The sequence below is a fragment of the Bradyrhizobium sp. ORS 375 genome, from assembly GCF_000239775.1.
In the GTDB taxonomy this organism is placed as follows: domain Bacteria; phylum Pseudomonadota; class Alphaproteobacteria; order Rhizobiales; family Xanthobacteraceae; genus Bradyrhizobium.
Genome location: NZ_CAFI01000095.1, coordinates 31,798 through 57,874 on the forward strand (window position 1 = coordinate 31,798; position 26,077 = coordinate 57,874).

At 65.5% G+C, this 26,077-nt stretch carries 22 protein-coding genes; 12 read left to right on the plus strand and 10 right to left on the minus strand.

Going from position 1 to position 26,077, the window contains the following annotated elements; translation table 11 throughout:
- Positions 1-29: 29 nt before the first annotated feature.
- The gene (locus tag BRAO375_RS08000; RefSeq protein ID WP_009026956.1) at positions 30-1,115 is read right to left on the minus strand and encodes a malate/lactate/ureidoglycolate dehydrogenase; all 1,086 of its coding nucleotides are present in this window, start codon (positions 1,113-1,115) and stop codon (positions 30-32) included.
- Between the two features lie 166 nt (positions 1,116-1,281).
- Positions 1,282-1,785, minus strand: coding sequence for a homoprotocatechuate degradation operon regulator HpaR (gene hpaR / locus BRAO375_RS08005; protein WP_009026957.1), 504 nt, complete (start codon positions 1,783-1,785; stop codon positions 1,282-1,284).
- Between the two features lie 118 nt (positions 1,786-1,903).
- Between hpaR and hpaH the strand changes: the two genes are divergently transcribed.
- From hpaH to BRAO375_RS08030, 5 genes are read left to right on the plus strand one after another with little or no spacing between them, the layout of a single operon-like run.
- Positions 1,904-2,710: a 2-oxo-hept-4-ene-1,7-dioate hydratase gene (gene hpaH, locus BRAO375_RS08010; RefSeq protein WP_009026958.1), complete on the plus strand. Its 807-nt coding sequence runs from the start codon at positions 1,904-1,906 to the stop codon at positions 2,708-2,710.
- A gap of 24 nt (positions 2,711-2,734) precedes the next feature.
- A complete protein-coding gene (locus BRAO375_RS08015; RefSeq protein WP_009026959.1) occupies positions 2,735-3,133 on the plus strand; it encodes a 5-carboxymethyl-2-hydroxymuconate Delta-isomerase in 399 nt (132 codons plus the stop codon).
- Positions 3,126-4,664, plus strand: a complete 1,539-nt coding sequence (gene hpaE / locus BRAO375_RS08020; RefSeq protein WP_009026960.1) for a 5-carboxymethyl-2-hydroxymuconate semialdehyde dehydrogenase — start codon at positions 3,126-3,128, stop codon at positions 4,662-4,664. The genes BRAO375_RS08015 and hpaE overlap by 8 nt, the downstream gene beginning before the upstream one ends.
- Positions 4,665-4,677: 13 nt before the next feature.
- A complete protein-coding gene (locus tag BRAO375_RS08025) occupies positions 4,678-5,550 on the plus strand; it encodes a fumarylacetoacetate hydrolase family protein (protein WP_009026961.1) in 873 nt (290 codons plus the stop codon).
- Positions 5,551-5,565: 15 nt separating this feature from the next.
- On the plus strand, positions 5,566-7,191 hold the full coding sequence (locus BRAO375_RS08030) for a thiamine pyrophosphate-dependent enzyme (RefSeq protein WP_009026962.1): 1,626 nt from the start codon (positions 5,566-5,568) through the stop codon (positions 7,189-7,191).
- A 26-nt stretch (positions 7,192-7,217) separates the two neighbouring features.
- Here the strand turns inward: BRAO375_RS08030 and BRAO375_RS08035 are convergent, their stop codons facing one another.
- The 3 genes from BRAO375_RS08035 to BRAO375_RS08045 form a co-directional block, all read right to left on the minus strand.
- The gene (locus tag BRAO375_RS08035; RefSeq protein WP_009026963.1) at positions 7,218-8,441 is read right to left on the minus strand and encodes an MFS transporter; all 1,224 of its coding nucleotides are present in this window, start codon (positions 8,439-8,441) and stop codon (positions 7,218-7,220) included.
- Between the two features lie 74 nt (positions 8,442-8,515).
- The gene (alkB, locus tag BRAO375_RS08040) at positions 8,516-9,169 is read right to left on the minus strand and encodes a DNA oxidative demethylase AlkB (RefSeq protein ID WP_009026964.1); all 654 of its coding nucleotides are present in this window, start codon (positions 9,167-9,169) and stop codon (positions 8,516-8,518) included.
- Positions 9,170-9,174: 5 nt separating this feature from the next.
- Positions 9,175-9,918 carry a 2OG-Fe(II) oxygenase gene (locus tag BRAO375_RS08045; RefSeq protein WP_009026965.1) on the minus strand — a complete coding sequence of 248 codons (744 nt, stop codon included), beginning with the start codon at positions 9,916-9,918 and terminating at the stop codon, positions 9,175-9,177.
- 287 nt (positions 9,919-10,205) lie between these two features.
- Between BRAO375_RS08045 and BRAO375_RS08050 the strand changes: the two genes are divergently transcribed.
- On the plus strand, positions 10,206-10,907 hold the full coding sequence (locus BRAO375_RS08050; protein ID WP_244423135.1) for a transglycosylase domain-containing protein: 702 nt from the start codon (positions 10,206-10,208) through the stop codon (positions 10,905-10,907).
- A 197-nt stretch (positions 10,908-11,104) separates the two neighbouring features.
- Here BRAO375_RS08050 and BRAO375_RS08060 read toward each other — a convergent pair whose 3' ends face one another.
- Positions 11,105-12,457: an amidase gene (locus BRAO375_RS08060; protein ID WP_009026968.1), complete on the minus strand. Its 1,353-nt coding sequence runs from the start codon at positions 12,455-12,457 to the stop codon at positions 11,105-11,107.
- Positions 12,458-12,463: 6 nt separating this feature from the next.
- Positions 12,464-12,799, minus strand: a complete 336-nt coding sequence (locus BRAO375_RS08065) for an AtuA-related protein (RefSeq protein WP_009026969.1) — start codon at positions 12,797-12,799, stop codon at positions 12,464-12,466.
- 189 nt (positions 12,800-12,988) lie between these two features.
- Here BRAO375_RS08065 and BRAO375_RS08070 point away from each other — a divergent pair, with 189 nt between their 5' ends.
- From BRAO375_RS08070 to BRAO375_RS08085, 4 genes are all read left to right on the plus strand, one after another.
- Entirely contained in the window at positions 12,989-13,402 is a 414-nt protein-coding gene (locus BRAO375_RS08070; RefSeq protein ID WP_009026970.1) for a Zn-ribbon domain-containing OB-fold protein, read from the plus strand.
- Between the two features lie 4 nt (positions 13,403-13,406).
- The gene (locus tag BRAO375_RS08075) at positions 13,407-14,546 is read left to right on the plus strand and encodes a thiolase C-terminal domain-containing protein (protein WP_009026971.1); all 1,140 of its coding nucleotides are present in this window, start codon (positions 13,407-13,409) and stop codon (positions 14,544-14,546) included.
- Positions 14,547-14,659: 113 nt separating this feature from the next.
- On the plus strand, positions 14,660-15,574 hold the full coding sequence (locus BRAO375_RS08080; RefSeq protein WP_009026972.1) for an SDR family oxidoreductase: 915 nt from the start codon (positions 14,660-14,662) through the stop codon (positions 15,572-15,574).
- 126 nt (positions 15,575-15,700) lie between these two features.
- Positions 15,701-16,816 carry an SMP-30/gluconolactonase/LRE family protein gene (locus BRAO375_RS08085; RefSeq protein ID WP_009026973.1) on the plus strand — a complete coding sequence of 372 codons (1,116 nt, stop codon included), beginning with the start codon at positions 15,701-15,703 and terminating at the stop codon, positions 16,814-16,816.
- 999 nt (positions 16,817-17,815) lie between these two features.
- Here BRAO375_RS08085 and ppc read toward each other — a convergent pair.
- The 3 genes from ppc to BRAO375_RS08100 all read right to left on the minus strand — a co-directional run bounded on the left by ppc (position 17,816) and on the right by BRAO375_RS08100 (position 23,217).
- Positions 17,816-20,599 carry a phosphoenolpyruvate carboxylase gene (gene ppc / locus BRAO375_RS08090; RefSeq protein WP_009026974.1) on the minus strand — a complete coding sequence of 928 codons (2,784 nt, stop codon included), beginning with the start codon at positions 20,597-20,599 and terminating at the stop codon, positions 17,816-17,818.
- A gap of 137 nt (positions 20,600-20,736) precedes the next feature.
- Positions 20,737-22,281: an acyl-CoA synthetase gene (locus BRAO375_RS08095; protein ID WP_035639548.1), complete on the minus strand. Its 1,545-nt coding sequence runs from the start codon at positions 22,279-22,281 to the stop codon at positions 20,737-20,739.
- A gap of 126 nt (positions 22,282-22,407) precedes the next feature.
- Positions 22,408-23,217 (minus strand): crotonase/enoyl-CoA hydratase family protein, encoded by an 810-nt coding sequence (locus BRAO375_RS08100; RefSeq protein ID WP_009026976.1) that lies wholly within the window; start codon positions 23,215-23,217, stop codon positions 22,408-22,410.
- A gap of 103 nt (positions 23,218-23,320) precedes the next feature.
- On the opposite strand from BRAO375_RS08100, the gene BRAO375_RS08105 reads away from it, so the two are divergent.
- A complete protein-coding gene (locus tag BRAO375_RS08105; protein WP_006613814.1) occupies positions 23,321-24,196 on the plus strand; it encodes an SDR family oxidoreductase in 876 nt (291 codons plus the stop codon).
- A 126-nt stretch (positions 24,197-24,322) separates the two neighbouring features.
- Positions 24,323-25,903 carry a fatty acid--CoA ligase gene (locus BRAO375_RS08110; protein ID WP_009026977.1) on the plus strand — a complete coding sequence of 527 codons (1,581 nt, stop codon included), beginning with the start codon at positions 24,323-24,325 and terminating at the stop codon, positions 25,901-25,903.
- Positions 25,904-26,077 lie beyond the last annotated feature (174 nt).

Genomic DNA, 26,077 nt, shown 5'->3' on the forward strand with positions numbered 1-26,077 from the left:
CTCCGTCGCGTTTGAAGATCACGATTCCATCACGAGGCCGCCCGCTGAATGCTTGCTTCGCTGACCCCCACCTCGCGCGCGGTGCTCACGATCGCCGCCCAGGTATCGTCGGGCAGAGGCACGCCGTTGGCGGTACGATCGGCCCGCATCTTGCGCTCGACGTCGCCCGGCACCAGCACCTGATCGACGCCGGCCACTGGCTTCGTCTCCCGGATGAAATCCGTGTAGCGGGTGATCTCTCCATCGAAGACGTTGGCCGGATCGACCACCTTCGGATCGATGTAGATCGCAAGCATGCCGTTGGCGAAGCGGCGGCCGGATGAGGTCGCACCGGTGCCGGTCAGGGCGCCGCCCAGCAATTCGCAAATGAAGGCGAGGCCAGAGCCCTTGTGCTCGCCGAAGGCGCGGATCGCACCGGTCCCCTTGGTGTGGTCGCGGGGGCCTTCCGCCTCATAGGGTCCGTAGAGCACCGCCGGGTCCTCGCTCAGCGTGCCGTCGGCATCGACCAACGCGCCCTTCGGCAGCTTCTTGCCACCGCGGCTTGCCACCAGCACCTTGCCCTCGGCGACGATCGAGGTCGCGAAATCCAGCACGATCGGGTCCTGGCCCTGCCGCGGAATGCCGACACAGTATGGCGCGGTGGAGAATCGCTTCTCGACACCGCCAAAGGGCGCCACCAGCAGCGAGCCCGCAGCGTTGACGAAATGGACCGACACCAGGCCTTCCGCCGCGGCCATTTCGGCCCAGTCGCCGACGCGGCCGAGATGGCCCGAATTGCGCAACGCCAGCGCAGCCAGGCCACTTCTCTTGCAGCGCTCGATGCCGATCTTCACGGCCTGTGGCGTCACGGTCTGGCCGTAGCCGAACTTGCCGTCGACCACCACCAGCGAGGGTGTATCGACCACGACCTCGGCGGTCTGGTTGGGCACGACCGAACCCATCTTCTGCCAGCGGATGTACACCGGCACCCGGATCACACCATGGCTGTCATGCCCGGTCAGATTCGCTGTCGTAAGGTATGTGGCGATCCGGCGAGCCTCCTCGGGTGAGGAGTGAGCATGTTCGAAGACGTCGGCAACGAAATCGATTAGACGTTCAACCTTGATTGTGACCATGGCAACTCGCGGGTTCGATCAGCATGCGAAGCAGAGTTAGCATGGATTGCCATGCCTGCGACGCACGCCCTCTCCGCTCGACTGCATCGCTTCTTATCAAACTGTTGAAGTGACTGCCAAGCACGAGGACTGATCAGGCCCGAATTTGCGCGGGGTCTGCACGATGTCATTCATCGGCATCCACATCCGTCTCGCCATCAGTCCCTATGCTCTGCTCCAGCTCGTCCAGCATTTTGTGCAGCGCGGCAAGCTTGCGCGCGCCATAACGGCGGGCAATCGAGGCATAGATTGCCTCGGAGTTCGGCGCGACCTGCGCAATCAGCTTCAAACCTTTTGTTGAAATCGACAGCACGCCCCTGCGCAGGTCGCGCGCGTCTGTTTCGCGCGCGATCAGGCCGCGTGCCTCGAGATCCCGCAGGATTCGCGACAGGCTGGGACCGAGCAGGAAGGCGACACGCGCCAACTCCGTCACCTCGATGGCATCGACCGCTGCCAAGGCGCGCAGAATCCTCCACTGCTGCTCGGTCAGCCCGTGCGCGCGCAGATTGGGACGAAACTGCCGCATGACCGCCTCGCGCGCCCTCAGCAGCGCCATCGGCAGCGACTGCGAGAAGTCGCGCATCGGCACCTTGCGCGCATCCTTCGTGCCCTTCGCCTTGCTCTCGCTCATCATCCCCTCTGGCAGGCCCCGATTATTTGCACTGCAGCAATCACGGTTTCGGTTTGCCGCCAGAAACTTAACATGTTAATCAACTGCCGCCATCCTTTTTCCTGCGGGGGTACGTCTCATGCCGCTGTCGAGCGATCAGATTCACAGCTGCGCCATTCGCCTGGATCAAGCGGAAAAATCTCGCCGTCAGATCCGGCAGCTGTCCCAGGAGCATCCGGACATCACGATCGCCGACGCCTACGCGATCCAGAAGGCGTGGATCGAGATCAAGGTGTCCGAGGGGCGCGTCATCAAGGGTCACAAGATCGGGCTGACCTCGAAGGCGATGCAGAGCGCGCTCAACATCGACGAGCCGGACTCCGGCGTGCTGCTCGACGACATGTTCTTTGCCGACGGCGGTCTCGTGCCGTCCGACCGCTTCATCGCGACGCGGATCGAGGCCGAGCTCGCCTTTGTCATGAAGCACCGGCTCGCTGGACCGGACTGCACCCTGTTCGACGTGCTCAACGCAACCGACTTCGTCGTGCCGGCGCTCGAAATCCTCGATACGCGGATCGAGCGGGTCGATCCGCAGACCAAGGCGACGCGCAAGATCTTCGACACGATCGCCGACAACGCGGCGAACGCCGGCATCGTGCTCGGCGGCCGGCCGTTGCGGCCGCTCGACACCGACCTGCGCTGGGTCGGCGCGCTCTGCTATAGGAACGGCCAGTTGGAAGAGACCGGACTGGCCGCCGGCGTCCTGAACAACCCAGCGACAGCCGTCGCCTGGCTCGCCAACAAGATCTCAGCGCAAGGCCTTGCTCTCGAGCCAGGCCAAGTGGTCCTCGCCGGCTCGTTCATCCGGCCGATCGAGGCGCGCAAGGGCGACACGATCCAGGCCGACTATGGCCCTTATGGAACGGTGAGCTGCTACTTCGCCTGACGCCTGCACCGGAGCGACCATCCCATGCCGCATTTCAGCATCGAATACTCCGCCAATCTCGACGGGTTTGTCATGATGGGCAACGTCTGCGAAGTGGTCCGCAAGGCAGCGACCGAGACCGGGATCTTTCCCATCGGCGGCATCCGCGTGCGCGCGATCCGCTGCGAGCACTACGCGATTGCCGACGGCAAGCCCGACGCCGCCTTCCTCGCCATGCTGCTGCGGCTCGGCGAGGGCCGCGACCTCGCGGCGCGCCAGAAGGCCGGCGAGCACGTGTTCAAGGTGCTCTCGGACTATCTCGATCCGGTGTTCGCGAGCACCAAGTTCGCGCTGTCCTTCGATATGCAGATCAACGACGCCGCCACCAGCTGGAAGCGCAACAACATTCACGACGCCCTGAAAGCGGAGGTATCCCATGGATAAGGCCACTCCCAAAGCCGACATCTACAAGGCCAATCTCGATCGCGTCGCTCCCCTGCTCGCGAAGCTGAAGGACGAGGGCATTGGCCATTTCATTGATGGAAAGGTCGTGCCGGCGATTTCGGGGGCAACGTTCGAGACGAAGTCACCGATCGACAATGCCGTGCTCGCCAGCGTCGCGCGCGGCAATGCCGAGGACATCGATCGCGCGGCGACCTCGGCCGCCCTCGCTTTCAAGTCCTGGCGCGAGATGGCGCCGGCGATGCGGCGCAAGCTGCTGCACCGCGTGGCCGATGCGATCGAGGATCATGCCGACGACATCGCGGTGCTCGAATGCATCGACACCGGGCAGGCGTATCGCTTCATGGCAAAGGCGGCAATCCGCGCCGCCGAAAATTTCCGCTTCTTCGCCGACAAATGCACCGAGGCGCGGGATGGGCTGAGCACGCCGAGCGATGAGCATTGGAACGTCTCGACGCGGGTGCCGATCGGGCCGGTCGGCGTGATCACGCCGTGGAATACGCCGTTCATGCTGTCGACCTGGAAGATCGCACCGGCGCTCGCTGCCGGCTGCACGGTCGTGCACAAGCCCGCGGAGTGGTCGCCGATCACGGCGCAATGGTTGGCCAAGCTCGCCAAGGACGCTGGCATTCCCGACGGCGTGCTCAACACCGTGCACGGCTTCGGCGAGGAGGCCGGCAAGGCGCTGACCGAGCATCCCGCGATCAAGGCGATCGGCTTCGTCGGCGAAAGCTCGACGGGATCTGCGATCATGGCGCAGGGCGCGCCGACCCTGAAGCGCGTGCATTTCGAGCTCGGCGGCAAGAACCCGGTGATCGTGTTCGACGATGCCGATCTCGACCGTGCGCTCGATGCCGTCGTGTTCATGATCTACTCGCTCAACGGCGAGCGCTGTACGTCCTCCAGCCGCCTGCTTGTGCAGCAGAGCATTGCCGAGACCTTCACGGCCAAGCTTGCCGCGCGCGTGCGCGCGCTCAAGGTCGGCCATCCGCTCGATCCCGCGACCGAAATCGGACCGCTGATCCATGAGCGGCATCTCGCCAAGGTCTGCTCCTATGCCGACGTGGCGCGCCAGGACGGCGCGATCATCGCCGTCGGCGGCAAGCCGTTCGCAGGCCCCGGCGGCGGCCATTATGTGGAGCCGACGCTGGTCACAGGCGCGAACCAGACGATGCGCGTGGCGCAGGAGGAGGTGTTCGGGCCGTTCCTGACGGTGATCCCATTCCGCGACGAGGCCGACGCGATCGCGATCGCCAATGACGTGCAATATGGCCTCACCGGCTATGTCTGGACCGGCGACATGGGCCGCGCGCTGCGCGTGGCGGATGCGCTCGAGGCCGGCATGATCTGGCTGAACTCGGAGAACGTGCGACATCTGCCGACGCCGTTCGGCGGCATGAAGGCGTCGGGCATCGGCCGCGATGGCGGCGACTATTCGTTCGACTTCTACATGGAGACCAAGCACGTCTCGCTCGCGCGCGGCACCCACAAGATCCAGCGGCTCGGCGTATAAAGGAGAAGCGCGCATGACCTCCCCTCGCCTCGCCACCTATGCCGCCGATGGCTCCGTTGGCTACGGGCTCGTGACCGACACGGGCGTCGTCGATCTCTCCGCGCGCTTCGGCAAGGATTATCCGACCTTGCGCGAGGTGATCGCGGCTGGCGCCCTGTCCCGGCTCGTCGATGCCGCGGCCGGCCTCACGCCGGACCACGGCCTCGATGCGATCACCTGGCAGCCGCCGATCCCATCGCCCGAGAAGATCATCTGCATCGGCGTCAACTATCCCGACCGCAACGCCGAATACAAAGACGGCCAGGACGCGCCGAGATATCCGTCGATGTTCATGCGCACGCCGCGCTCTTTCGTCGGCCACGAGACGCCGCTGGTGCGCCCGCGCGCCTCGCCGCAGCTCGACTACGAGGGCGAGTTGGTGCTGGTCATCGGCAAGGCCGGCCGGCACATCCCGGAAGCGCAGGCGCTGGATCACATCGCCGCGCTCACGCTGTGTAACGAAGGCACGATCCGCGACTGGGTGCGGCACGCCAAGTTCAACGTGACGCAGGGCAAGAACTTCGATTCGACCGGCAGCCTCGGGCCGTGGATCGTGCCTTACACCAGCGAGAGCCAGATCGCAGACATCCGCCTGACAACGCGCGTCAATGGCGAGCTGCGCCAGGACGACCGCACGTCGCGACTGATCTTCGGCTTCCGCTATCTCATCAACTACATCTCGACCTTCACGACGCTGGTGCCAGGTGACGTGATCGTGACGGGCACACCGACCGGTGCCGGTGCGCGGTTCGATCCGCCGCGCTATCTCAAGCCCGGCGATGTCATCGAGATCGCGGCCGAAGGCGTCGGCACCTTGCGCAACGGCGTCGTCGACGAAGCATCATAGAAACGGAAGAGCAGCATGACCACCATGACCGGCGGCGAAGCCATCGTCAGCGGGCTCGTCGCCCACGGCGTCGACACCGTGTTCGGCCTGCCAGGCGCGCAGGTCTACGGCCTGTTCGATGCCTTCCACCAGGCGCAGCTCAAGGTCGTCGGCGCCCGCCACGAGCAGGCCTGCGGCTACATGGCGTTCGGCTATGCCCGCGCCAGCGGCAAGCCCGGCGTGTTCAGCGTCGTGCCCGGCCCCGGCATACTCAATGCAGGTGCTGCGCTGCTGACCGCCTTCGGCTGCAACGAGCCGGTGCTGTGCCTCACCGGCCAGGTGCCGACCGACTATCTCGGCCGCGGCCGCGGCCATCTGCACGAGATGCCCGACCAGCTCGCGACCCTGCGCACCTTCGTCAAATGGGCCGAGCGCATCGAATATCCCGACAGTGCGCCAACGCTCGTGTCGCGCGCCTTCCAGGAGATGCTGTCGGGGCGCCGCGGTCCGGCCGCGCTGGAAATGCCGTGGGACGTGTTCACGCAGAAGGCCGGGACATCAGCGCCCAATCCGCTGCCCCCGTTCACGCCGCCGCAGCCCGACCCCGACCGCATCGCCAAGGCCGCTGCACTGATCGCTGGGGCCAAGGCGCCGATGATCTTCGTCGGCTCCGGCGCGATCGAGGCACGGGAGGAGATCCTCGAGCTCGCCGAGATGATCGACGCGCCGGTCGTCGCGTTTCGTTCGGGGCGCGGCATCGTCTCCAATGCGCATGAGCTCGGGCTCACCATGGCCGCCGCCTACAAGCTCTGGCCGACCACCGATCTGATGATCGGCATCGGCACCCGCATGGAACTGCCGACCACGTTCCGCTGGCCATTCAAGCCGGACGGTTTGAAGTCGATCCGCATCGACATCGATCCGGCCGAGATGCGGCGCCTCGTCGTCGACGCCGGCATCGTCGCCGATGCCAAGGCTGGAACAGCCGCGCTGACCGCCGCCGTGAGCAAGGCCGGTTATCGCAAGACGTCGGGGCGCCGCGCGACCATTCGCGAGGCCACCGCGGCCACCTTGCAGGAGATCCAGAAAGTGCAGCCGCAAATGGCCTATCTGAACGTGCTGCGCGAGGTGCTGCCGCATGACGCCATCGTCACCGACGAATTGTCGCAGGTCGGCTTCGCCTCGTGGTACGGCTTCCCGGTCTACGAGCCGCGCAGCTTCATTACGTCAGGCTATCAGGGCACGCTCGGCGCGGGCTTCCCGACCGCGCTCGGCGCCAAGGTCGCGCATCCCGACAAGCCGGTGGTGGCCATCACCGGCGACGGCGGCTTCATGTTCGCCGTGCAGGAGCTGGCAACCGCCGTGCAATACAATATCGGCGTCGTCACGCTGGTGTTCAACAACAACGCCTACGGCAATGTCCGGCGCGACCAGCGCGAGCGCTTCGACGGACGCGTCGTGGCTTCGGATCTGGTCAACCCGGATTTCGTCAGGCTCGCCGAATCCTTCGGAGTCGCCGCGAGCCGTGTCACGGCGCCGGATCAGTTCAGATCAGCGCTGGAGAAGGCGCTGGCGCATGGAGGGCCGTACCTGATCGACGTCGAGGTGCCCAGGGACTCCGAGGTCTCGCCCTGGGCCTTCATTCATCCGGCCAAGCCTTAGAGCCGAGGGCGTTGAGCGCGGGGGCGTCAGGCCGATGCCTGCCGTCCCTGCAGTCCCGCCGCCGCCATCGCCAGGAGCCCGGCGCCGGCCACGAGCCAGCAGGCCACCGGCGCCCATTGCACCAGCGGCGCATAGTCCGGCAGCTTCTGCAGGCCGCCGGCGACGGCGGCGATCCGCGCGAAGGTCGCGAGCGCCAGCGCCGAGAACACGAGCCCCGTCACCTTGCCCTCGGCGCCGGTCGTCCCGATCGCCAGCGCCGCCGAGATCGCGCTCATCATCATGCAGCCCCAGGCCGCGCCGGCAATGAACTGCGCCACGATCAGCACCGTCAGCGCACCCGCAAGCTCGGCAATCACGATCGCGAGCGCGCCGAGCAGCCCCGCGATGCCCATGACGATCAGGCCGCCGCGATGCTTGACGACGACGCTGGCGGGAAACAGCACGAGATTGAAGCCGATCCAGAACACCGGCATCAGCCAGGGCAGATCCTCCAGCTTCGCGAAACGCAGATAGAACGCCGAGCTGTTGATGCTGAAATGCAGCTGATAGCCGAGCGCCAAGATCACCATCGCGCCGATGAACAGGAGCGGCAGTCCCCGCAGCGGCTTCGGCTCGGCCTTGATCGCCACCGGCGCTGCAGCCGGGCCGCCGGCCTGCGCCACGCGTGAGAGTCCGAGCGCTGTCAGCAACAGCACGGCGGAGGAGATGATGAAGGGCAGCCGCGCGTCGTAGTCGCGCATGATTACGCCGAGATACGGCGACACCGCGCCGGCCACGCCATAACCCAGCATCACCAGCGCCATCAGGAACGGAATGGCCGGCCGCGCCGCGTGACGCCCGAGCAGGGTCAAGGGCGGCGCGCGCAGCACTGAAGACGTCAGCGCCCACACCACGATCAGTCCGATGAAGACGGCCGGACCGGCCGAGGCCGCCACGAACGGCAGCGCGACGAAAGCGGCGCAGGATACCGCCGTGACAAGTGCGATGAAGACGCCGAAGCGGCTGGCGAGCGGCCCGATGCGATCGGCGGCGATGCCCATCGCCGTATCCGACAGCGTAAAGACTGCCTGGTCCAGCATCAGGATCAGGATCACGGCTGATGGCGCGATGCCGGCCTGCGCCGCGAGCTTGGGCAGATAGATCACATAAGTGGTCCACAGCAGGCTGAAGACCAGCTGCAGCAGCGCGAGGTGAAGTCCGAGCCGCGTCGCCGCGGGCGCGCGCTCCTCCGCAAGGTCGACAGTCGTCATGGCCCCTCTCCCGCACGCAGCATAGAGCCAGGGCGGCCCATTGCAAAATGCGCGAGGTCACAGGGCGGCCGGGACTACCGCGCCCGGCGAAACGTCAGGTTGATGCGCCGGCGGCCGAGCAGAGCATGCTCGCCCTCGGCAAGCGGCGCCACGCCATGAAAGGCGAGCCGCGCCGGCCCGCCCCAGACGACGACGTCGCCATGAACGAGCCGATGGCGCTGCGTCTTGTCGGTGCGCTTGAGCCCGCCGAACAGAAAGGTCGCGGGCAGGCCCAGCGACACCGAGACGATCGGCGCACCGATGTCGCGCTCGTCGCGATCCTGGTGCAGCGACATCTTTGCCCCGGGCTCGTAGCGATTGATCAGGCAGGCATCGGGGGCGAAGCCGGCAAAGCCGGCCTCGGTCGCAGCCTTGTCCGCAAGCTCGCGAAACAGCGGCGGCATCGCCGGCCACCGCGCGCCGCTCTCGGGATCGACGGCATCGTAGCGATAGCCGCTGCGATCCGTCACCCAGCCGAACGGGCCGCAATTGGTCATCGCCACCGACATCTGATGGCCGCCCGGCGTGATCATGCGGCGGAAGGGCGCCCGCTGGATAATCGTCTCGATCGCGGCGATCAGCTCCGCCTCATCAGGCCGCGCGAAGCCGCGCAACAACATGGCACCCGGCGCGAGCGGCTCGCGCGCAGGCCCAGGACTTCGCAGAGCGTCGAACAGATCAGCCGTCATGCGCCTCACTTCGCATCATGGAAGATCACGCCGAGCGTATGTCGCCGGCCGGAACGCAGCCGGCTGACGCCATGGCGCATGTTGACGCGGTAGCTGCCGCGCGTGCCCTGCACCGGCCGATTGTGGACCGCGAACACCACGGCATCGCCCTGCCTGAGCGGCACGACCTCGGCCCGCGACTGCATGCGCGGCCGCTGCTCGGTCAGCACGAACTCGCCGCCCTCGAAATCGCGCCCCGGCTCCGACAGCAGGATCGCGACCTGCAGCGGAAACACGTGCTCGCCATAGAGATCCTGATGCAGGCAATTGTAGTCGCCTTCGACATATTGCAGCAGCAGCGGCGTCGGCCTGATCTGGCCGGCGTCGTGGCAGCGGGCAAGAAACGTGGCATGATCCTCGGGATATTGCACGTCGATGCCCATGGTCGCATTCCAGCGATTGGCGACCGCAACGAGATGCGCATAAAGAAGCGGCCGCAACTGCGCGATCGGATCCGGCAACGGATAGCTGAAATATTTGTACTCGCCGCGTCCGAAGCCGTGCCGCGCCATGATCACGCGGCTGCGGAAACGGCTGTCGTCCGCATACAACGATGCCAGCGTGCGGCACGCGTCGGCCGAGAGCAGTTGCGGCAACACGGCGCAGCCGCTGGCGTCGAGGTCGCGTTCAGCCGCCACCCAGTCGATCGCATCGATCCCGGTCGCGACGGCCGGATTGAGGTCGGGCACTGCCTGCTCGAGTCTGGTCATAAACTTGATCCCAGCTGTCATTCCGGGGCGGCGCGCAGCGACGAGCCCGGAATCCATACTCACGATGGTGGTTATGGATTCCGGGCCTGCGCGCAAGGGCGCGCATCCCGGAATGACGAGGATGCGACAGAAGGGCCAGCGTCAGCCACCCGTTTCCTGGACGCTGTGGGTCATCGCGCCGGAACGCCCGGATGAACCGAAACGCTTCGGACGGAACCAATCTTCTGACGATGCAACGTCCACGCACCCGGCGCTTCCTCATCCTGCTCGGCACGTCGATCCTGGCCGTGCTCTCGCTCGCCGTCGCTCTGCTGCTCTACGTCGAAGCCTACGCAATATGGTATGCCGAATATCATCTCGGCGTCCCCACTGAAGCCGAGATCGCAGCGCTTCCTGCCACCGGCCATCTTTGTCCGCTCGAAGCGGGATCGCCCTACGTCGCGCTGGCCGATATGCCTCTGCTGCTGCGCCAGGCTGTCATCGCATCGACCGGCCCAGACTTTCAGACGCGGCCCAATCTCTTTCTTCCGGCGATGGCGGCAGCGATTATCAAGGGTGACGGACGGCCCGATACCAGGATCACGTTTGCGGTCACCCGCCATTGCCTGCATGTCCGAGCTCCAGACTGTTGCCGCGGCCTGGATTGGCACATCGGAAGCACGGTCTTCATGGGCCGTCTGGAACGAACCTTGTCGCGCGAGCGTATCCTGGACGCGTACCTGAACGACAGCTATCTCGGCCGCAACGCCTATGGTGTCGCCGCCGCGGCAACCGCACATTTCGGCAAGCCTCTGGCAGACCTCGATATCGGCGAGGTCGCCCTGCTCATCGCGCGTTTCCAGATGCCAAGGCCCTCTGAACGCGACAGCGAGCGGCGCAATTTCTTTCTCGACAAAATGCTCGCCGCCGGTCTGATCGACCATGCTCAGGCGACAGCCGCCAGAGCCGCGCCGCTGCCCGCGATCTATGGCGCGCCGCGCAATCCCTGAGCGGTCCCACGCTTAGCCAGGACCTTCGGATTGACGAACGCTGTTTTGGACCCGTTTTTCTCGCCATCGTCATGGCCGGGCTTGTCCCGGCCATCCACGTCATCTGGCATGCTGAGAACGACGTGGATGCCCGGGACGAGCCCGGGCATGACGGAGTGACTAAAGGCGCGCACCTTCATATGCGCTAGCCTTGTGGCTCACCCCCTCACCACGCCCTCGACGCCCGCCGCGATCTCCAGCAGCTTGCGGTCCTGGACGCCGGACTGCGCCAGCATCAGGCCGACCGGGACCTCGCCGTGGCGATGGGCGGGCAGCGAGATGGCGCAGCCGTCGATCATGTTGATGAAGGTGCAGTTGCGTAAGCTCCGGATGTTCTCGCGGGCGAAGGCTGCGTCGTCGGCGAGATCCGCGATTTTCGGCGGCGCGTTGGCGGTAGTCGGCATCACCAGCGCGTCATAGGGCGCGATGCGCGCGGCGGCGCGCTTGACGAGGGAGCGGCGGGCGTTGAGCATCTCGATGTAGTCGGGCACGGTGATCGCCTCGCCGCGCGCGATGCGGACGGAGACGCGCGGATCGTAGACGTCACCCTTGGCCGTCAGCAGGAAGCGGTGCCAGGCATAGCTCTCGGCCGCGGCGAAGCCGCCCTTGATGCCGATGATGCCGACGTCGAGAAACTCGGGAAATTCGATACGCTCGATCAGCGCGCCCTGCCGCGCCAGCGTCTCCAACGCGCGCTCGAACGTCTGGGCCACTTCGGCATCGAGCTCGTCGAGCACGACCGTGGTCGGCACCGCGAGGCGCAGGCCTTTCACAGGACGCGCAACCAACGGCCGGATCGGCTCATCCGCGAGCACGGAATCGAGCACTGCGCAGCAGGCGACGGTGTTGGCGAGAGGACCAAAACTGTCGAGCGTGGTGGACAGCGGCACGCCGCCGTCGAGCGGTACCCGCGACTGCGTCGGCTTGTAGCCGGTGATGCCGTTGAACGCCGCGGGGATGCGGCAGGAGCCGCCGGTGTCGGTGCCCAGCGCACCATAGGCCATGCGGTCGACGACGGACACCGCCGCGCCCGACGACGAGCCGCCGGGCACGTAGCCGACATCGCGCTTCCAGGCGCTCTTCGGCGTGCCGTAATGCGGATTGATGCCGATGCCGGAATAGGCGAATTCGGTCATGTTGGTGCGGCCGATCACGACGAAGCCCGCCTTGCGCAGCCGCGCCACCGCCGGTGCATCGGCGTCGGCCGGCGCCGAATCCTCCAGCGCCCGCGAGCCGGCGCGGGTCACCTGGCCCTTGATGTCGAACAGGTCCTTGATCGAGACGGGAATGCCGGCGTAAGGCGACGGCGCGGCATTGGCCTTGCGCAGCGCGTCCATGCCGTCGGCGGCCGAAAGCGCCGCGTCCTTGTCGACGTGAATGAAGGCGCGCTGGCCTTCGCCTGCGGGATCGGCGATGCGGGCGAGACAGTCCTCGACCAGCTTGCGCGAGGTCGTGCGTCCCGCGGCGAGATCGTCAGCGAGCGCGGCGAGGGTCGGATTGGCAGCGGTCATGGCATCCTAACTTGGGTCTAGATTTGGGTCAGCGGCATCAGCCGAAATATCGAGATCGAGCAGCGCGGAACTCAGCGACTTGCCGTGCGCATCCAGCGCCAGCGAGCGCGTCACCCCGCCGCCCAGCGCCCGGCTCATCACGAAGTTCAGCGCCGCGATGTTGGGCAGCTCATAGCGGACCACCTCGCCCTGGACAATGCCGGCAAAGTGCGCCCTGACCCGCTCCGCCGTCACCTCTGCGAGCAGCAGCGGATAGTGCCTGGGGTCATAGGCGATGACCGAGATGTTCGAGGTGTCCCCTTTGTCGCCGGTCCTGGAATGGGCGATATCACGCAGCTTCATCTCGTCTCCGATCATGTGATCGTATCAAAGACCAATTTTCATCGGGCGGCAATTGCCACCAGCGCACCTCTGCACCATCAGGAGGGCCGCATGCGCGGCGCGATGGACCGTTGACGCCTCTGCGTCAAATGGCGCATCAGGAAAGCAAAGGAACGGGCGACGGAGCCCGCCGCAGGGAGGACAAGAGGGATGGCCGAGCCGATGCGCGCACGCCCCAAGCCGACGCCGGAGACGCAGCATTTCTGGGACGGCACCAAGGCCGGCGAATTGCGCCTGCAGCGCTGCGACGCCTGCGCCCACGTCTACTTCCCGCCGCGCCCGTTCTGCCCGTCCTGCGCCAGCCGCAAGGTCAGCATCTTCAAGGCCTCCGGCCGCGGCACGCTCTACAGCTACGTGATCAATCATCGCCCGGCCGCGCCTGGCTTCACGCCGCCTTATGCGATCGCCGTCGTCGCGCTCGAAGAGGGCCCGCGCATGATGAGCAACATCACCGGCTGCCCGCAGACGCCCGAGGCGCTGGAGCTAGACATGCCGCTCGAAGTCACGTTCGAGCCGCTCGACGAGCAGATCACCCTGCCCGTGTTCCGACCGGCGAAGGGCTGAGCCGATGCGCAGAAACCAGGTTGCCGTCGTCGGCGCGGCCGAGACCACCGAGCTCGGCGTCATCCCGAACATGTCGCAGATCCGGCTGCATGCCGATGCGGCGCTGAACGCGATCGCCGATGCAGGGCTCAAGCTCTCCGACATCGACGGCTTCGCCACCGCGGTCGAGACGCCGCAGCAGATGTGTCATTACCTCGGCATCACCCCGACCTGGGTCGACGGCACCTCGGTCGGCGGCTGCTCCTTCATGCTGCATGTCCGCCACGCCGCGGCGGCGATCGAGGCCGGGCTGTGCAAGACCGTGCTGATCACCCATGCCGAGAGCGGCAAGTCGATGATCGGCAAGCTGCCGCGCTCGATTCCGGCCGACAGCCTGCAGGGCCAGTTCGAGGCGCCGTTCGGCGTCTACGGCCCGCCCAGCATGTTCCCGATCCCCGTGCTTCGCTACATGAAGACCTACGGCATCACCCATGAGCAGCTTGCCATGGTCGCCGTCGTGCAGCGCGAATGGGCGGCGAAAAATCCGCGCGCGATGATGAAGGACCCGATCACGGTCGACGACGTCCTGAACTCGCGCATGATCGCCTACCCGTTCCGGCTGCTGCAATGCTGCCTGGTCACCGATGGCGGCGGCGCGCTGATCCTGACCTCGGCCGATCGCGCCAAGGATTTCCCGCGCAAGCCCGTTTACGTTCTCGGCACCGGCGAGAGCGTAGAGACGCCAATGGTCAGCCAGATGGAGACCTTCACCTCGTCACGCGCCTTCAAGGTCGCGGGCCCGCTCGCCTTCAAGGAAGCCGGCATCACGCACGCCGACGTCGATCACCTGATGATCTACGACGCGTTCGCGCATCTGCCGCTGTTCGGCCTCGGCGATCTCGGCTTCATGCCCCATGAGGAGACCGGCCCGTTCATCGCCGCCGGCCACACGCGGCCCGGTGGCAAGCTGCCGCTCAACACCAATGGCGGCGGCCTGTCCTACATGCATTCGGGCATGTACGGCATGTATGCGTTGCAAGAGAGCGTGCGGCAGATGCGGGGCATCGCCCCGGCGCAGGTGCCAAATGCGAAGATTTCCGTGTGCCACGGCGTCGGCGGCATGTTCGCCGCGTCTGGCACGATCATCTTCACGAACGAAAGATAGTCAGCCTCCGTCATTCCGGGGCGGTCCGCAGGACCGAACCCGGATTTTCGAGATTCCGGGTCTGGTGCTTCGCACCATCCCGGAATGACGGAGCCCAACAAGGAGAACCTCTCGTGACCAAATCGCTTCAGGACAAAGTCATCATCGTCACCGGCGCCGGCCGCGGCATCGGCCGCGAGATCGCGCTGCTGTGCGCCGCCGAGGGCGCCAAGGTCGTCGTCAACGATCCTGGCGTCGCCTCCGACGGCTCGGGCACCAGCGCCGCGCCGGCGGAAGAAGTGGTGGAGGAGATCCGGAAGGCCGGCGGCACGGCGGTCGCGAATTTCGAGTCTGTCTCCGAGGCGATCCCCGCCAGCAAGATCGTCAAGGCCGCGACCGATCACTTCGGCAAGCTCGACGGCGTCGTCAACAATGCCGGCATCCTGCGCGACATGATCTTCCACAAGATGAGCATCGAGGCGTTCGAGGCCGTCATCAAGGTGCACCTGATGGGCTCGTTCTACGTCGCCCACTCCGCAGCGCGGCTGTTCCGCGAGCAGGAGAGCGGCTCCTTCGTCCACTTCACCTCCACCTCCGGCCTGATCGGCAATTATGGCCAGGCCAACTACGCGGCCGCCAAGCTCGGAATCGTCGGCCTGTCCAAATCGATCGCACTCGATATGGGCCGCTTCAACGTGCGCTCCAATTGCGTCTCGCCGTTCGCTTGGAGCCGCATGATCGGCACCATTCCCGCGGAGACGGAAGCCGAGAAAGAGCGCGTGGAGCGGATGAAGCGGATGGGACCGGAGAAGATCGCGCCCGTCGTCGCCTATCTCCTGGGCGATGCCTCGAAGGACGTCACCGGCCAGATTTTTGCGGTGCGCATGAACGAGATCTTCCTGATGGGCCAGTCGCGCCCGCTGCGCTCGGTGCATCGCGGCGAAGGCTGGACGCCGCAGACGATCGCCGAGCACGGCATGCCGGCGCTCAAACCCTCGTTCTACAAACTCGATCGCTCGGCGGATGTGTTCGGCTGGGATCCCATATGAGCGCTGCATCGCGCAAAATCTCGATTGCAGCGCACACTATCTAAAGTTGTTTTTTATTGAACCGACCCGCACGTCGCCACGATTTCGTCGTATGGTCGCCTTCCAACAAAAAACTTGGAGGAGACCATGACGAACTCACGACAAGACATCCTCAAGGATCCGCCGGCCGAAGCCGATCGCTTCGACCGGCGCACGCTCCTCAAGGGCGCGGCAGGCTTTGCGGCGGCAGCAGCGGCCGTCTCTCCCGCCATCGCGCGTGACTACGGACCGGGCGCGCAGCCGCAGCGCTATCCCGATCCCGACATCGTCGTGATCGACGAGAAGCGCTTCAAGGCCAAGGTCGGCAATACCGTCATCAAGCGCCTGTTCACCGGCTGCCTGTGGGCCGAAGGACCGGCGTGGAATACGCAAGGCCAGTACCTCGTCTGGAGCGACATCCCGAACAACCGTCAGCTGCGCTATCTCGATGATGACGGTCACATCTCGCAGCAGTTCCGCAAGCCCTCCAACGAGTCCAACGGCAACACGTTCGACTACGAGGGACGGCAGATCACGGCCGAGCGCACCCGCCTCGTTCGGTTCGAACACAACGGCACGGTGACGGTGCTCGCCGAAAAGGCCAACGACAAGCCGCTGAATGGCCCGAACGATATGGTCGTCAATCCCGCCGACAAGTCGATCTGGTTCACCGATCCCGGCTACGGCTCGATCAACCTCTACGAAGGCCAGAACGTCCGCAACGGCTCCAACCAGCCGTTCCAGAAGGAAGCGGTGTATCGCGTCGACGCGCAGTCCGGCGCGGTCACCAAGGTCGCCGACGAGCCGTTCAAGCCGAACGGCATCGCCTTCAGCCACGACTACAAGAAGCTCTACGTCTGCGACACCGGCATCACGCACTATCCGAATGCCAAGAACGTGGTCTGGCAATACGACATCAACGGCGACAAGCTCGCCAACGGCAAGCCATTGGTCGACATGACGCTCGACGGCAAGTCCGGCTTCCCGGACGGCCTGCGCGTCGACATCGACGGCAACCTCTGGGTCGGCGCCGGCTGGGTCGGCGAAGGCTATGACGGCGTCCACATCTTCGCGCCCGACGGCCAGCGCATCGGCCAGATCAAGCTCCCTGAGATCTGCGCCAACGTCTGCTTCGGCGGCAAGAAGCGCAACCGCCTGTTCATGACGGCGAGCCAGTCGCTGTACGCGGTGTATGTGGAGACGCAGGGCGCGCATATCTGCTAGTCCGCGGAGCCGCTGATATCACGAGGCGTCTCTGCGAAAGCGGGACGCCTCGTCCCTTTCGAGTAACAAGCAACCCGCGCGTTGCAACCTCACCGTCATTCCGGGGCAATCGCGGAGGCGACGTCGCAAAGCGACGGCGCCTCCACGATTGAACCCGGAATCCCGAGCTTGTTGAAAACGGACGCAAGCCCACATCGAGATTCCGGGTTCAAGGCCTGCGGCCTTGCCCCGGAATGACGGTGGTCGCCACCAGACGGCAGCGTCGGTCGCCGATGCGACCTCGTGCTTTCTAAAAATTAAAATCATCTTGCTATTTTTCGGAAACAATGCTTTCTTCTCCCCATCCCGCCTCAAGCAAGGGGCGTAGCGCGCGATCGTCACGACACGCGAGGCGGGGATGCGATGACCGCGATGGAGCCGCAGCGTGTCTTCACGGACGCGCGGACGAACGGCTTGGTTGCGGACGTGAAATCGCGTGGTCCTGGCGCCCCGAAGCAGGCGTCAAGTCCGTGAGGGTGCCAGCGCATGCCACGGGCGACGGTGTCTACGAGCCGGCACACCGGGGAGATCGCGTATAAGCGTGAAGACATCGCGCGGGGAATGCCGGATGTTCGGCTGAACCTGTGGTGACTGCCGCCTGCTTTTCGTGTTGCAGGGGGCCATGGGTGAGGCCTTCACCCGGCATTCCCCGCGCCCTTGCATGTTTGCGAGGGACGAACTGATCGCAAGAGCTCGGGCATGATGTGCCGCGAGAACGTCAGCTTACGTCCCGTTTTTTTCCGACCGCTGTTTGAGCCGTGAATCCGTCGCATCCACCGCCGTCGTCCCGGACAAGCCGTGCCGCGCGCCAGCGCGGCATGGCGCCGATCCGGGACCCATACGCCGCAGCAGACGTGATGTGCGAGATGCCAACCACACGCCTGCCCCAAACTCCTCCCTGGGGTATGGGTCCCGGCGTTCGCCGGGACGACAGCGAGGCTGCGACTGCTATCAGAGGGGCTACCCCGTATTCCTCAGCCCGGCCGAGATGCCGTTGATCGTCAGCTGAATCCCGCGCAGCACCTGCTCGTCCGGGTTCTGCGCGCGGTGCGCCTTCAACAGCTCGACCTGCACGTGGTTCAGCGGATCGAGATACGGAAACCGGTTGCGCACCGAGCGCTCCAGCAGCGGATTGCCCTGCAGAAGGCGCTCCTGGCCGGTGATGTCGAGCAGGGTCTCGATCACCAGATTCCATTCGCGCCGGATGCGGCCGAAGATCTGTTCGCGCAGGGCCTCGTCGGGCACCAGCTCGGCGTAGCGCGAGGCGATCGCGATCGAGCTCTTGGCGAGCACCATGTCCATGTTGGACAACAGCATGCGGAAGAACGGCCACTCCTGATAGAGCTCGCGCAGGAACGGCATGCCCTGCTGCGGATTCTCCGCGATCCAGGTCTCGACCGCGCTGCCGAAGCCGTACCAGCCCGGCAGCATCAGCCGGCACTGGGCCCAGGAGAACACCCAAGGGATCGCGCGCAGGTCCTCGATCGCGCGGGTTTTCTTGCGCGAGGCCGGACGGCTGCCGATGTTGAGCGTCGCGATCTCGTTGATGACGGTCGAGGCCCAGAAATACTCGACAAAGCCGTCGGTCTCATAGACCAGGCCACGATAGGCCTTGAAGGCGAGCTCGGAAAGCCGGTCCATCGCGGTCAGGTATTCGCGCTTCGGCGCCGGCTGGCGCGGATGCAGCAGGCTGGCCTCGAGCGTCGCCGCGGCCAGGATCTCCAGATTGGTGCGGCCGACCTCGGCGTTGGAATATTTGCTGGAGATGATCTCGCCCTGCTCAGTGATGCGGATCTGGCCGTTCACGGCACCGCCGGGCTGCGCAATGATAGCGTCGTAGCTCGGGCCGCCGCCGCGGCCGACCGAGCCGCCACGGCCGTGAAACAGGCGCAGCCGAATGCCATGGCGCTCGAAGATTTCGACCAGATGGATCTCGGCCTTGTAGAGCTCCCAGCCCGAGGTGACGAAGCCGCCATCCTTGTTGCTGTCGGAATAGCCGAGCATCACCTCCTGAACGGCGCCGCGGCTGTCGACCAGGCGGCGATAGTCATGCAGCGCAAGCATCCGGTCCATGATGCCGCTGGAGGCCTGCAGATCCTCGATGGTCTCGAACAGCGGCACGATGTTGACGCCGCAGCGGCCGGAGGGGTCGATCAGGCCGACCTCCTTCAAGAGCAGCGCGACCTCGAGCATGTCCGACATGCCCTTGCACATCGAGATGATGCACTGGGTGATGACGTCGGCGCCGAAGGTGGCATGCGCCTCGGCCGCGGCGCGGAACAGCTCCAGCTCGCCGACGGTCTCGTCGCTGTATTTGACGAATTGCGACACCAGCGGCCGGGTGTTGCGCAGCTCGCTGACCAGCAGGCCGACGCGCGCGTCCTCGCTGAGCGCCATGTAGGACATGCCGGGCATCGCGGTATCGATCAGCTCGGCCACCGTGCGCTCATGCACCGCCGAGTTCTGGCGGATGTCGAGCCGCGCCAGATGGAAGCCGAAACAGTCGACCGCACGCCGCAGCATCCGCAGCCGGCCGCGCGCGATCACCTCGGCATTGTTGGCGATCAGCGAGCGATGCAGCACGTCGAGATCGTCCTGCAGCTGCTTGACGCTGTCGTAGGGCGCGACCGCCGCCACCGGCAGGCGGCTGATCTGGATGCCGAGCTTCTTCGCCGTCGCGGCGAGGCGGGCATAGATGCCGGACACGGCCAGACGATACGGCTCACCCCGGCGGTGCGGCGAGGTGTCGGGCGAGCGCTCGGCGAGCGCGCGCAGCTCCTCCGAGACATCGGCCAGATGCGCCGCGATCGACAGCTCGCTGCCGAGCAGATGCAGCTCCTCGAGGTAATAGTGCAAAGCAAGGCTGGACTGCAGCTTGAGCGTGCCGCGCATCACGTCGGCGGTGACGAACGGGTTGCCGTCGCGGTCGCCACCGATCCAGCTGCCCATGCGCAGGAACGACGCCAGATCGCCCGCGACCTCGGCGCCGTCATTGAGCCGGTCCTCCAGCGAACACAGCAGTCGCGGGACCTCGCGGAGAAAGGTGTAATCGTAGAACGACAGGCCATTGGTGACCTCGTCGAGCACCGTCAGCTTGGTCCGGCGCAGCAGATTGGTCTGCCACAGGGTCAGCACGGCGCGGCGCAGCGCCTCGTCGTTGGCCTCGCGCTCGTCCGGCGTCAGTTGCATCCGCTCGCGGCGGTCGAGCAGCGTCGCGATCTCCATCTCGCGGTCCATCGTGCTCTTGCGCCGCACCTCGGTCGGGTGGGCGGTGAGGACGGGACTGACGAGCGCGGTCGAGAAGAACTTGCGCAGTTCGGCCGCCTCGAATCCGGCCGACTTGGCGTGGGCCAGCGTCTCCGCCAGCATGCCGGCGCCGCCATTGCCATCGCTCTTGGCGCGCATGCGGCGGATGTTGTTCTGGTCCTCGGCGATGTTGGCGAGGTGGGAGAAATAGCTGAAGGCGCGGACGATGCGGACAGTCTCGGCGGTCGTCATGCCGTCGAGGATCTGCTCCAGCTCGCGGCGCGCCTGGCGGTCCTCGTCGCGATGGAAGCGCACCGACGTCTGGCGGATGCGCTCGACGAGATCGAACACATCGGCGCCCTCCTGGTCGCGGACGGTGTCGCCGAGGATGCGACCAAGCAGCCGGATATCGTCCCGGAGCCGCGCATCCTCCTCCATGGCCTGCGCCTCGGCGGCGCGATTGGGACGGATTTCCTCTGGTATGGCTTGCGGCGACATGGATGCGCTCTCCAGCAGCTGCCCATTTACGGGTCAGTCTGCCGTATCTGTATTGCAGCGCAAGATCAAGAAAGAGGCGTCGCCTGCCCTATTCGATGCGGCGCTCGTCTCGTCTCGAACCCAGATGCAGCTTCCGCTCAGATCTTCCGTCCCGCTCGCTCCCAATGGGGATCGCGGAGCCGCCGCTTGAAGATCTTGCCGGAATCCTCGCGCGGCAGCTTGTCATGGATCTCGATGTGTCTCGGCACCTTGTAATCGGCCAGCGACGCCTTCAGCCGCGCCTTGACCGCGTTGGTGTCCAGCACCACGCCGGGCTGCGGCTCGACCACCGCCATCAGCGTCTCGCCGAACTCGGCGTCGGGGATGCCGAACACCGCGCAATCGTGCACGCCCGGGACGGCGTGCAGCACGGCCTCGATCTCCGCCGGATAGATGTTGACGCCGCCCGAGATCACCATGTCGCGCTTGCGGTCGCAGAGGAAGACATACCCTTCGGCGTCCATGTAGCCGACGTCGCCGGAGGTGATGAAGCCGTCGCGATCGATCTCGGTCCGCTTCTCCGGCTTGTTGTGATAGGTGAAGTCCGGATTGCCCGCGATGCGCGAATAGATCTCGCCGACCTCCCCTTGCGGCAAAATGCGGCCGTCCTCGCCGAGGAAACGCAGCTCGGCGCCCGGCGAGACCTTGCCGACGGTGCCCGGCTTCTTCAGCGCGTCTTCCGAGGTCGCGAAGGTCACGGCGCCCGATTCGGTCGAGCCGTAGAACTCGTAGATCACGGGCCCCCACCATTCGATCATCGCGCGCTTGACGTCGGCCGGACATGGCGCGGCGGCATGAATGACGTGGCGCAGCGACGACGTATCGTAGCGGCGGCGCACCTCCTCCGGCAGCTTCATGAGGCGGATGAACATCGTCGGCACCATGAAGATGGTGTCGATCCGTTCGGCTTGAATGACGGCCAGAAACTCTTCCGGCTCGAAGCGCGGCATCAGCACCAGCGCACCGCCGAGGCGGCCGGCGCGGAGGCCGAAGGCATTCGGCGCGGAATGGTACAGTGGCCCCGGCAGCAGCGCCCGCGAGCCCGGCTTCAGGCCGTAGATCAGCGCCCGCATCCGCTCGGCCGAGGCGGCCTGCTCGATCGTCGGCGCGCTGCGGCGGACGCCCTTGGGGTGGCCGGTCGTGCCCGACGTGTAGATCATGTTCTGCGGCTGCGGCACCTGCGGACCCTCGTAAGGGCTGTGCTGCGAAAGCCAGCCCTCCAGCTCGATCGCAAAGTCCGGCGTTTCCAGCAGGTCCGTACTGATGTTGTAGTTCGACAAGATCTCCGGCGGCGTCGGAACGCTGATCACGGTGATATCGGGCGGAATGAGACCCCGCAGCTGGTGCAGCAGATCGGCATGGCCAATCAGCACGCGCGTCGCCGAATCCTTGAGGATGTAGTCGATCTCCTCCGGCTTGAAGTGCCAGTTCACTGGCACGCCATACGCACCGAGGCGCATCGCGCCGTAGGCCGCCTCGATGAAGGCGATGTCGTTGCGCATCAGCATGCAAACGCAATCGCCCTGGCGGACGCCGAGCTGCGCGAGGCCATTGGCGATCCGCGCGGCGCGGTCGGCGATCTCGGCATGGCTGCGCCGGCGATCGCCGGAGATGATGCCGCAGAACAGGGAGGACGTTTCCATTTTCTTGGTATCCGATCTGGTGTCGGTTTGAGTTTCCGCCGTCATTCCGGGGCGATGCGCAGCATCGAACCCGGAATCTCGAGATTGTCTGGCTCGGCTCCTTCGGGACATCCCGCGAGGAGGATGCTAGTCGGCAAACTTCGGCGCACGCTTTTCAATATTCGCCCGCACCGATTCCAGCTGGTTCGGGCTGCCGATCAGCTTCTGCTGCTCGACCGATTCGGCGAGCAGCGCCGGGCCCGGATCAACGGAGAGGTTGTTCAACATCCGCTTGGCCGCACGAATGGCATCCGGATTCTTGCCCGCGATCTCGCGCGCCGTCTCCAGCGCGGCCGCGCGCGGATCGGCGCAGATGCGGGTCACGAGACCGTAGGCCTGCCCCTCCTCCGGCGAGAACACCCGGCCGGTGTAGGTCAGCTCACGCAAGATGTCGTCGCGCATCAACGTCGCCAGGATCGGTGTGCCCGCCATATCCGGCACGAGCCCCCATTTGATCTCCATGATCGACATCTTGGTGTCGGGCGCGACGTAGCGCATGTCGGCGCCGAGCGCGAGCTGGAAACCGCCGCCATAGGCCACGCCATGCACCGCAGCAATCACCGGCACCGGAAGCTGCCGCCAGCCCCACACCGCCTGCTGGGCGAAATTGGCCTTGCCGTGGGTGCGAACGGTGAGGTCACGCTTCTCGCCGCCAGCGATACCGTTACCGCCGGACTCCTTCATCGCCGCGAAGCGGCCCATGTCGAGCCCGGCGCAGAACGCGCGGCCCTCGCCGGACAGCACCACCGCGCGCAGTCCCTTCTCGTTCGACAGCCGTTCGGTGGCCGCCACCAGCGCCTCGAACATCTCCTGATCGAGCGCATTCATCTTGTCGGCGCGGACCAGGCGGACATCGGCGACGCCGTCCTTGATCTCGATCGCGATGCGGTTGTCCATCGGGCGGTCTCCTCACGATTGTCTTTGTGTCTTTACAGAAGGCTGCCGGAGCAGTTTAGTCAATCGACCAATTAACTCACAACATGTCAGGCGGGAAACTTCCATGTTCAAGGACAATCTCCTCGAGGGTCGGCGTATCCTGGTGACCGGCGGCGGCACTGGCCTCGGCAAGGCGATGGCTGCCCGCTTCCTCCAGCTCGGCGCCGAAGTGCATATTTGCGGACGGCGGAAAATCGTCTGCGACGAGACCGCGACCGAACTGATGGACCTCTATGGCGGCCGCGTCACGAGCCACGGCGTCGACATCCGCAATGCGATGGCGGTGGAGGAGATGATCGAGGCGATCTTTCAGGAAGGCGGCCTCACCGATCTCATCAACAATGCCGCCGGCAACTTCATTTCCCGCACCGAGGAATTGAGCCCGCGCGGATTCGACGCAGTCGCCAACATCGTGATGCACGGCACGTTCTACGTCACGCATGCGGTCGGCAAGCGCTGGATCGCGGCGAAGCAGCCTGGCAATGTCGTGTCGATCACGGTGACCTGGGTACGCAACGGCTCGCCCTACGTCGTGCCGTCGGCGATGAGCAAGTCGGCGATTCACGCCATGACGATGTCGCTCGCCACCGAATGGGGCCGCTACGGCATCCGCCTCAACACCATCGCGCCCGGCGAGATCCCGACCGAAGGCATGAGCAAGCGCATCAAGCCGGGCGACGAGGCCGGCGCGCGGACCAAGGCGATGAACCCGATGGGCCGCGTCGGCACCATGGAGGAGTTGCAGAACCTTGCAGTGTTCCTGATCTCCGGCGGCTGCAACTGGATCAACGGCGAGACCATCGCGATGGACGGCGCCCAGGCACTGGCGATGGGCGGCAATTTTTATCAGCTGCGCGACTGGAGCGACGACGACTGGACCAAGGCCAAGGAGTCGATCAAGGCGCAGAACGAGAAGGACCGCGCGACGCGGACGAGCTGACGCGCAACCGCGCTGTTGATCGGCGGGGCGCGACCTGTAGATTGATTGAACGATACTCGCTCCGGCGCAATCCGGGGCGAGATAGCCGAATAGAAACGAAGAATACGGCACAATCGGAGGGGAAACATGTCCGTCACGACGGCAGCGTCGACGCTCGTCGACGTCGTGCGCAAGCAGGCGCAGGCACTCGGCTCCGCCACCGCCTACGAATTCGAGGGCCGCATCACCAGCTTCGCCGAGTTCGACCGCAAGACCAACCAGGTCGCCAACGCACTGAAGGCGCTCGGCCTCAAGCCGCACGAGCGGATCGCGTATTTCGGCAAGAACAGCGACAGCTATTTCGAGCTGCTGGTCGGCGCCATGAAGGCGAACGTCGTGATGGCGCCGGTGAACTGGCGGCTGGCTGGTCCCGAGGTCGCCTTCATTGTCGAGGATTGCAAGGCACCCGCCCTGTTCGTCGGGCCGGAGTTCATCACGATGATCCGGCAGATCCGCGACCAGCTGCCGAGCGTGCGGCACATCATCACCACCGAAGGCGGCGCACCGGAATGGCAGGACTACACGCCGTGGCGCGACGCCCAAGACGCTCATGATCCGGGCGTGGCGATCACACCGAAGGACATCGCGCTGCAGCTCTACACCTCCGGCACGACGGGCAAGCCGAAGGGCGCGATGCTGTCGCACGCGAACTTCCTCAACCTGGTCAACACCGGCAATCCGGATGAGAAGCCGGACTGGAACAAATGGTCGACCGAGGATGTCTCGCTGATCGCGATGCCGATCTTCCATATCGGCGGCTCCGGCTGGGGTCTGATGAGCCTCTACCACGGCGCCCGCGGCGTCATCGCGCGCGAGTTCGATCCGACGAAGATTCTCGATTTCTTCGAGCAGTCCGGGATCACAAAGCTGTTCATGGTGCCCGCCGCGATGCAGTTCGTGGTACGGCAACCGCGTGCGCGGCAGGTCGATTTTTCCCGATTGAAATACATGCTCTACGGCGCCTCGCCGATCCCCGCGGCGCTGCTGAAGGAATGCATCGACGTCTTCAAATGCGGCTTCGTGCAGATGTACGGGATGACCGAGACCACCGGCACCATCATCGCACTGCCGCCGGAGGATCACGTCGAGGGCCTCGAGCGGATGCGCTCCGCCGGCAAGCCGCTGCCCGGCGTCGAGGTCGCCATCATCGATCCGCTCGGCAACCCGCTGCCGCCGCGCGAGGTCGGCGAGATCGCCACCCGCTCCGGCTCCAACATGGCGGGCTACTGGAATCTGCCGGAGGCGACCGCGCGGACGCTCGGCAAGGACGGCTGGCTGCGTACGGGTGACGCCGGCTACATGGATGAGGACGGCTACGTCTACATCCACGACCGCATCAAGGACATGATCATCTCCGGCGGCGAGAACATCTATCCGGCCGAGGTCGAGAGCGCGATCTGCGACCATCCCGATGTCGCCGAGGCCGCCGTGATCGGCATTCCCGACGACAAATGGGGCGAGGCGGTGAAGGCAATCGTGGTGATGAAGCCCGGCAAGCAGGCGACCGCGACCGACATCATCAACTTCACGCGCACCCGCATCGCCGGCTTCAAGACGCCGAAGAGCGTCGACTTTCTCGACGCCCTCCCGCGCAATCCGTCCGGCAAGATCCTGCGGCGGAATCTGCGGGACCCGTATTGGGCGGGAAAGGACCGGCAAGTGAACTAATGATGCGGATCGTTCGCGGCGATACATTCTGGATCGCTTCGCTGACGCTCGCGATGACGTGGAGAGAGCGCGCGCTCTTTCCCCACCGTCATTGCGAGGCGCACTTGCGCCGAAGCAATCCAAGGGCCAAGTGATAAGTTTGAATTGCCGGCTGACGCTCACGATGGCCGTCTT

Excerpts from the sequence above, each read along its gene's own strand:
- hpaH (WP_009026958.1), top strand. The coding sequence starts at position 1,904 with ATGCCGCTGTCGAGCGATCAGATTCACAGCTGCGCCATTCGCCTGGAT.
- BRAO375_RS08070 (WP_009026970.1), top strand. The coding sequence starts at position 12,989 with ATGGCCGAGCCGATGCGCGCACGCCCCAAGCCGACGCCGGAGACGCAG.
- BRAO375_RS08110 (WP_009026977.1), top strand. The coding sequence starts at position 24,323 with ATGTCCGTCACGACGGCAGCGTCGACGCTCGTCGACGTCGTGCGCAAG.
- ppc (WP_009026974.1), bottom strand. The coding sequence starts at position 20,599 with ATGTCGCCGCAAGCCATACCAGAGGAAATCCGTCCCAATCGCGCCGCC.
- BRAO375_RS08100 (WP_009026976.1), bottom strand. The coding sequence starts at position 23,217 with ATGGACAACCGCATCGCGATCGAGATCAAGGACGGCGTCGCCGATGTC.
- BRAO375_RS08085 (WP_009026973.1), top strand. The coding sequence starts at position 15,701 with ATGACGAACTCACGACAAGACATCCTCAAGGATCCGCCGGCCGAAGCC.
- BRAO375_RS08015 (WP_009026959.1), top strand. The coding sequence starts at position 2,735 with ATGCCGCATTTCAGCATCGAATACTCCGCCAATCTCGACGGGTTTGTC.
- BRAO375_RS08060 (WP_009026968.1), bottom strand. The coding sequence starts at position 12,457 with ATGACCGCTGCCAATCCGACCCTCGCCGCGCTCGCTGACGATCTCGCC.
- BRAO375_RS08035 (WP_009026963.1), bottom strand. The coding sequence starts at position 8,441 with ATGACGACTGTCGACCTTGCGGAGGAGCGCGCGCCCGCGGCGACGCGG.
- hpaR (WP_009026957.1), bottom strand. The coding sequence starts at position 1,785 with ATGAGCGAGAGCAAGGCGAAGGGCACGAAGGATGCGCGCAAGGTGCCG.
- BRAO375_RS08105 (WP_006613814.1), top strand. The coding sequence starts at position 23,321 with ATGTTCAAGGACAATCTCCTCGAGGGTCGGCGTATCCTGGTGACCGGC.
- BRAO375_RS08045 (WP_009026965.1), bottom strand. The coding sequence starts at position 9,918 with ATGACCAGACTCGAGCAGGCAGTGCCCGACCTCAATCCGGCCGTCGCG.
- alkB (WP_009026964.1), bottom strand. The coding sequence starts at position 9,169 with ATGACGGCTGATCTGTTCGACGCTCTGCGAAGTCCTGGGCCTGCGCGC.
- BRAO375_RS08065 (WP_009026969.1), bottom strand. The coding sequence starts at position 12,799 with ATGAAGCTGCGTGATATCGCCCATTCCAGGACCGGCGACAAAGGGGAC.
- BRAO375_RS08095 (WP_035639548.1), bottom strand. The coding sequence starts at position 22,281 with ATGGAAACGTCCTCCCTGTTCTGCGGCATCATCTCCGGCGATCGCCGG.
- BRAO375_RS08025 (WP_009026961.1), top strand. The coding sequence starts at position 4,678 with ATGACCTCCCCTCGCCTCGCCACCTATGCCGCCGATGGCTCCGTTGGC.
- BRAO375_RS08000 (WP_009026956.1), bottom strand. The coding sequence starts at position 1,115 with ATGGTCACAATCAAGGTTGAACGTCTAATCGATTTCGTTGCCGACGTC.
- BRAO375_RS08030 (WP_009026962.1), top strand. The coding sequence starts at position 5,566 with ATGACCACCATGACCGGCGGCGAAGCCATCGTCAGCGGGCTCGTCGCC.
- BRAO375_RS08075 (WP_009026971.1), top strand. The coding sequence starts at position 13,407 with ATGCGCAGAAACCAGGTTGCCGTCGTCGGCGCGGCCGAGACCACCGAG.
- hpaE (WP_009026960.1), top strand. The coding sequence starts at position 3,126 with ATGGATAAGGCCACTCCCAAAGCCGACATCTACAAGGCCAATCTCGAT.